This window comes from Flectobacillus sp., from assembly GCF_049240685.1.
Taxonomy (GTDB): Bacteria; Bacteroidota; Bacteroidia; order Cytophagales; family Spirosomataceae; genus Flectobacillus.
On the sequence record NZ_JBMLSD010000275.1, the window covers coordinates 1 to 6,000 of the forward strand.

The 6,000-nt window shown below is 38.6% G+C and carries 5 protein-coding genes; 2 read left to right on the forward strand and 3 right to left on the reverse strand.

Annotated features, from left to right (window positions below; genetic code table 11):
- Positions 1–263: 263 nt before the first annotated feature.
- Both ACOVQ4_RS12560 and ACOVQ4_RS12565 read right to left on the reverse strand, forming a co-directional pair.
- Positions 264–1,649 (reverse strand): ATP-binding protein, encoded by a 1,386-nt coding sequence (locus tag ACOVQ4_RS12560; protein ID WP_421820988.1) that lies wholly within the window; start codon positions 1,647–1,649, stop codon positions 264–266.
- A 31-nt stretch (positions 1,650–1,680) separates the two neighbouring features.
- Positions 1,681–2,361, reverse strand: a complete 681-nt coding sequence (locus tag ACOVQ4_RS12565; RefSeq protein ID WP_421820989.1) for a response regulator — start codon at positions 2,359–2,361, stop codon at positions 1,681–1,683.
- A 271-nt stretch (positions 2,362–2,632) separates the two neighbouring features.
- On the opposite strand from ACOVQ4_RS12565, the gene ACOVQ4_RS12570 reads away from it, so the two are divergent.
- Together ACOVQ4_RS12570 and ACOVQ4_RS12575 are read left to right on the forward strand one after the other, a co-directional pair.
- Positions 2,633–3,925: a M20/M25/M40 family metallo-hydrolase gene (locus ACOVQ4_RS12570; protein ID WP_421820990.1), complete on the forward strand. Its 1,293-nt coding sequence runs from the start codon at positions 2,633–2,635 to the stop codon at positions 3,923–3,925.
- 654 nt (positions 3,926–4,579) lie between these two features.
- Positions 4,580–5,179 (forward strand): 3-keto-disaccharide hydrolase, encoded by a 600-nt coding sequence (locus ACOVQ4_RS12575; protein ID WP_421820991.1) that lies wholly within the window; start codon positions 4,580–4,582, stop codon positions 5,177–5,179.
- A 108-nt stretch (positions 5,180–5,287) separates the two neighbouring features.
- Here the strand turns inward: ACOVQ4_RS12575 and upp are convergent, their stop codons facing one another.
- Entirely contained in the window at positions 5,288–5,932 is a 645-nt protein-coding gene (upp, locus tag ACOVQ4_RS12580) for a uracil phosphoribosyltransferase (RefSeq protein WP_421820992.1), read from the reverse strand.
- Positions 5,933–6,000: the final 68 nt, after the last annotated feature.

Here is a 6,000-nt window from a genome sequence, read left to right on the forward strand (position 1 = left end):
GTCTTAAACCGAGTAAAATCTAGCATAATAGCACAAAAACCTGTAGTATAAAACATTCTTAATCAAGCAGTTAAATATAATTAGATTTAAGTTTTTTAGTTTAGGAAAAAGGCAACAGGCACAAGGCAAAGAGTGTTAAAAAATTTTTAACGACCACGGACATGCTTTTTTCCCAAAGCCCACCGCCGAAAGCCGATACCTGAAAGCTTAAAGCACAATCTTAAATTTTATTTTGCTCACTAACTTATAATGTCGCACGACTTCTAGGCTATTGGTCTTAAAACACTTGGAAAACGCAGTTGAAAGATGGTACCCTCAGAAGAAGAGTTAACCACAATTTGCCCGTGGTGCAATTCTGTAATTTTATGAACAATCGTAAGTCCTACGCCATGACCTTTCACCGATTGGGCAGTGGCGTTGCTTCTATAGAATGGCTCAAAAATATTTGGGAGGTCTTTGGTAGGAATTGGTGGACCATCATTAAAAAATGATAAATTCACCCAGTAATCTTTTGTAGAAAAATCAACTTTTACTGTATGATTTTCGGAAAACTTACAAGCATTATCCATCAAATTCATCAGAACTACCTTCAAAGCTGCCTCATTGCCTTTTACGACCAGAGCGTCTTCTTCGTCAGGAAAATCATTAAAGGATATATTGATTTGATAGTTTTCATGCCATTTTTGTACTTGGCTTTTGGCCTCCCATAAGAGTTCATCCATCCTTACCGAAGTTTTGGCAATGGCTTTGGAGTCCACTACGGTATTGGCCAAATCCAAAAGAGTATTGGTCAGTTGCGTCAAAGTACGTGTATCATCTTTAAGTGAGCTTAGTAATTTTTGATAGACTTCCACCGTTCGTGGGTGCATTAGGGTAATTTCGAGCTGAGAATAAATCTTGGTCAAGGGGTTTTTTAACTCGTGCGAAACATTAGCAATAAAAATCTTTTGAGTAAGAAGAGTTTGCTCCACCCGACCCAAAAGTTTATTGAATGTATCTACCAAAAGCCCAATCTCATCTTCGCGATTGGGATGTTCTAGCCTTTTTTCAATATTTTTCGGGAATATTTCATTCACTTGACGAATGATAGTCGACATAGGAGAAAGTGCCTTGTCGGCAAAAATCCATCCACTGAGCCCCACCAACAAAATGGCAACCAAGGTCATAATCATGAGAATCTTCCTTAGGTCCGACAGGGCTTCCTTTCCTGCTTCATCAATGGCACTTACAATAATCCAATGATTATCTCCTTTGTATTGAATCGACATCCCAAAAACCTGATAATCATCCACCATCAAGTACGAACTTGCTTGTGTACTTGTTACTCGAGGTAACACTCTTGCATGAATTTTTTCGTTGCTTTTTTCTGTCGAAAAAATAAACTTATTGTCCGTTTGGCTATAAACCGATACCGACTCATCGTGCAATATTTCTTTATCTGAAATATTGACTAGTTTCAACACAGTAGTATCGGCTGCCTGAATTTCGAATAGTAAAGTAGCAGTCGTAACAGCACTATTTTGAAGGCGTTTGTAAAAACGTTTTTCTAAATAAAGTTTACTAAAAAAGTACACTCCAACCGAAAAAAGCATCATAATCGCTGTAACAAGGGCGATAAACTGAAAAGTAAGCCTAAGACGAATATTCATAATAAGAAAGGCTGTTTACAAATAATCATTTTTAATTTATCACCTTCAGGACATAGCCCATACCAATATGAGTATGAAGCAATTTTATGGCAAAATCCTTATCTATTTTTTTTCGCAAAAAATTCACATAAACCTCTATTACATTGGTACCTGTATCAAAAGTGATATCCCAAATTTTTTCTGCTAATTCTACTTTCGAAATTACCCTTCCTTGATGTCTAATGAAATATTCTAATAACACAAACTCTTTGGCAGTGAGAGGAATAGCCTTTCCTCCACGGGTTACAGACTTCATATCCAAATCCATCTCAAGGTCTGCAATCTTCAAAACATTAGCTGTTTGCAAAGGGACAGATCCACGCCGTGTAAGCGCCCTGATACGTGCAAGAAGTTCTCTAAACTCAAATGGTTTGGCCAGATAATCATCAGCTCCTGCATCAAGACCAACAATTTTGTCATCGGTTGTACCCAATGCTGTTAGCATCAATACCGGCGTAGAGATTTGGGCTTCCCGAAGCTTTCTGCATAGTTCGAGCCCGTTGAATCCCGGCAAAATGATATCAGTAATAATTAAACTGTAAGGATGGCGAGAGGCTAACTGAAAACCCATCGGACCGTCGTAGGCAACATCTACTTCATATTCTTGCTCTTCGAGACCTTGTTGGATAATTCTGACAGTTTTTACCTCATCTTCAATCAATAAAATTCTCATAAGCCTTATGTTAAGTCAGTGAGTGGGGAGGATATACTCTATGGCTGTAGACAGTCGCAAATTTCAATATGAAACGTGCTTGTCTGTGATCAAAAAACGTAAAAAGAGGACGAAAGTACTTACTGAGAATTAATTTAACACATTTTATAATTAATTTCTAATAAAATATACAGTAAAGTAAATGTTCAAAAACCTATTTGTTGTCTCAAATCCTAATATGAGCTATATTAGATATCCAGATTTTGGCCCAACAAACGCTTTTCTAAATTAGATGAAAAAAATCATACTTCCCTCTCTCCTTGCCTTCGGCTTGAGCATTGGCGCACGAGCTCAAAAATTAAATCCTACTGAGCAAAAAATTGCTCAATATATCGATGCTCATTTTGCTCAAACAGAGCAACTTTTGAAAGATGCTGTAAATATCAACAGTGGAACGCTTAATACTGCTGGAGTAAAACAAGTAGGTGATTTGTTTAAAAAAGAGTTCGAAAAAATCGGATTTTCAACTACCTGGGTCAATTTGCCAGATTCGCTAAAACGAGCAGGACATTTGGTAGCCGAAAAAAAAGGAAAAGTGGGCAAAAAGCTTTTCTTGATTGGTCATTTGGATACGGTATTTGAAAAAGAAATGACTTTTGCACCTTATACCTATCTCAACGACTCAACCGTAACAGGACAAGGGGTGAATGATATGAAAGGAGGCGACGTGGTGGTCATAGCAGCACTTCAGGCATTGCAAGCACAAAAGCTACTCGACAATGCTACCATCACAGCATATTTTACAGGCGATGAAGAAAGTGCAGGCAAACCAACCTCTGTGAGTCGTAAAGATTTTATAGACCGCGCCAAAACACATGAGATAGCATTGGCATTCGAAACGGCCGTAGGCTTACATACCGTCGCAACGGCTCGACGTGGCGCAAGCGGTTGGTCGTTGAAAACATACGGAAAAACTGGCCACTCGTCTAGAGTATTCAGCCAAGAAATGGGCTACGGTGCCATTTACGAAGCAGCCCGTATTTTGAATGAATTTAGAGAAAAACTAAGCTCCGAAAAATACCTTACCTTCAACCCAGGTATGATATTGGGAGGTGCCGAAATCAATTACAACGAAGCAAAAGCCAATGGCTCGGCTGTAGGAAAAACCAATATTATTTCGCCCGAAACCATTGTAAATGGCGATTTACGCTTTTTGACAGAAACCCAAAAAAATAAGGCTCGTGAAGTCATGAGGGCCATCGTAGCCCAAAATCTTCCTGAAACTAAAGCAGAGATTAGTTTCTCAGATGGCATACCAGCAATGGAACCAACGGCTGCCAATGAACAAATTTTGGCACAACTCAATCAAGTAAGTAAAGATTTGGGATATGGTGAAGTAAAAGCTGGCGACCCGGGCTCAAGAGGCGCAGGTGATATTTCGTATATAGCTCAGTATGTGGCTTGTTTGGATGGACTAGGAGCATCTGGCAAAGGGGCACATGCTCCTGGCGAAACCCTTCATATTAAGGAACTTCCGGCGCTAATCAAACGCACGGCTATCTTGATTTATAGATTGACAAGATAAGTTTGTGTTTTAGGGGCAAGGCAAAAGGCACAAGGCAAAGTGTGATAAATTGTTTTTTAGTAACGATGGATAGCTTTTTGCCATAAGCTAAAAAATTAGGTTTAAGTTTTCTGTCAATAGGCATTTAGCCGTAAGCTAAGGGGCAAAAGTAGTTTTTTATGAAATTTAAAGACCTTTTGCCTATGGCCTACTGCTTACAGTCTAAAGTAATATCCCGTAGTTTAAGACTATATCTTGAACTCATTTTTTAACAGTTTAAATTGTTTTTTGCGGTGTCTAAGAAGATATTTTATAAGATTAAAGTTATGAGTTTAGGCACTAGGCAAAGAGTGTTAGAATGTTTTTTAATAACCACAGCCATGCTTTTTTCCAAAGCCTACCGCCGAAAGCCGTTACCTGAAAGCCCAAAGTTCAATCTTAAATTTTATTTTGCCCACTAACTTATTATCAAAAAAAGTTAGAAAGTACCCCCAAATACCAAAATTTGGCTTACTTGTGTTTTTTACTACTACAGAAAAGGATATTAGAGAACACTCTATCTTTTAATTTTCCCTTCAAGTAAGCCCCCCTTTGTGTGAATGCGTTAGTATATTTTCTAGCGTTTCATTCTTTTGTGACTTACTACTTTTACCTAATTTATACCCAATTATAACTATGAAAAAAGTACCTCTTCTACTCATCTTCTGGGTAGCGTGCGCCAGCTTTGGTATGGCACAAAAGAAACAATCCCTCTTCAACAAAAAAGACCTTAGTGGTTGGAAAATTTACGGTACCGAAAAGTGGTACGTTGAGAAAGGTTTACTCATCTGCGAAAGTGGCCCCGAAAAAGAATATGGTTATTTGGCTACTGAGAAAACCTTTAAAGACTTTGAATTAACACTCCAATTTCTTCAAGAAGCTGATGGCAATAGCGGTGTATTTTTTCATTCGAGCATCGAAGGTACAAAAATTAGCGGTTGGCAGGCTGAGGTAGCTCCTCCCGGACATTCGACTGGTGGGATTTATGAATCGTACGGTAGAGGTTGGTTGATAAAACCCGCCGAAGAAAAAGACCAAGCTTTGAAAATGGGAAAATGGAACACCATGAAAATCAGAGTAATAGGAAATAAAGTAACTACATGGCTCAACGGCGTAGAAATGATTACGCTTGATGATGAGAAAATTGGCTCTCGCTCAGGTTCTATTGCTTTACAAATTCACTCTGGTGGCGGTATCAAAGTAAAATGGAGAAAAATTACTATTGTAGAATTATGAATTTCCCAATGAAGATTCTTGAAAAAGTGATTTTCAAAATAATACTTGATTTAGTAGGCTATAAGCTTTAGGTCTTAGGCTATAAGCCTAAGACCTAAAGCTTATAATTTATAACTTTCCACCATAGGCCAAATCACCAGCGTCGCCAAGTCCTGGAACAATATAAAACTTCTCATTGAGGCGGTCGTCTTTGGCTCCAACAAATAAGGATGCCTCGGGAATTTGCTCCTGAATGTACGCCAGTCCCTCAGGTGCTGCTATGGCCGCTGCAATAATCAATTTGGCAGGTTTTCCGTACTGTAAAAGGGCTTGATACGATTTTACTAAAGACTTACCTGTTGCAAGCATTGGGTCAATGAGCATAACTGTTTTGCCTTCCAAAGACGGGCAAGCCAAATAATCCATCTGGATATCAAAGGTTTCATCGGCACGGTGTTTACCACGATAAGCACCAATAAAGGCATTTTCAGATTGATCAAAAAGGTTCAGAAAACCTTGATAAAAAGGTAAACTTGCTCGTAAAATTGCCACCAAAACGGGTTGTTCGACCAACAGCTCGGTAGAAGCCTCTGCCAAGGGTGTTTGTACGGTGGCAGGTTGATAAGCCAAAGTTTTTGAGATTTCATAGGCCAAAATTTCACCCAAACGCTCCATATTCTTACGGAATCGCATGGAGTCGTTCTGAACGGTAATATCTCGCATTTCTGCAATAAACTGATTAGCTATCGAATTTTGGGCATTGAGTATAAACATAAGGCTCTGAAAATTTTAATTTTTGATGGGTAAAGAAGGTAAAAAATATTGGAAAGTCAGTACTTAGG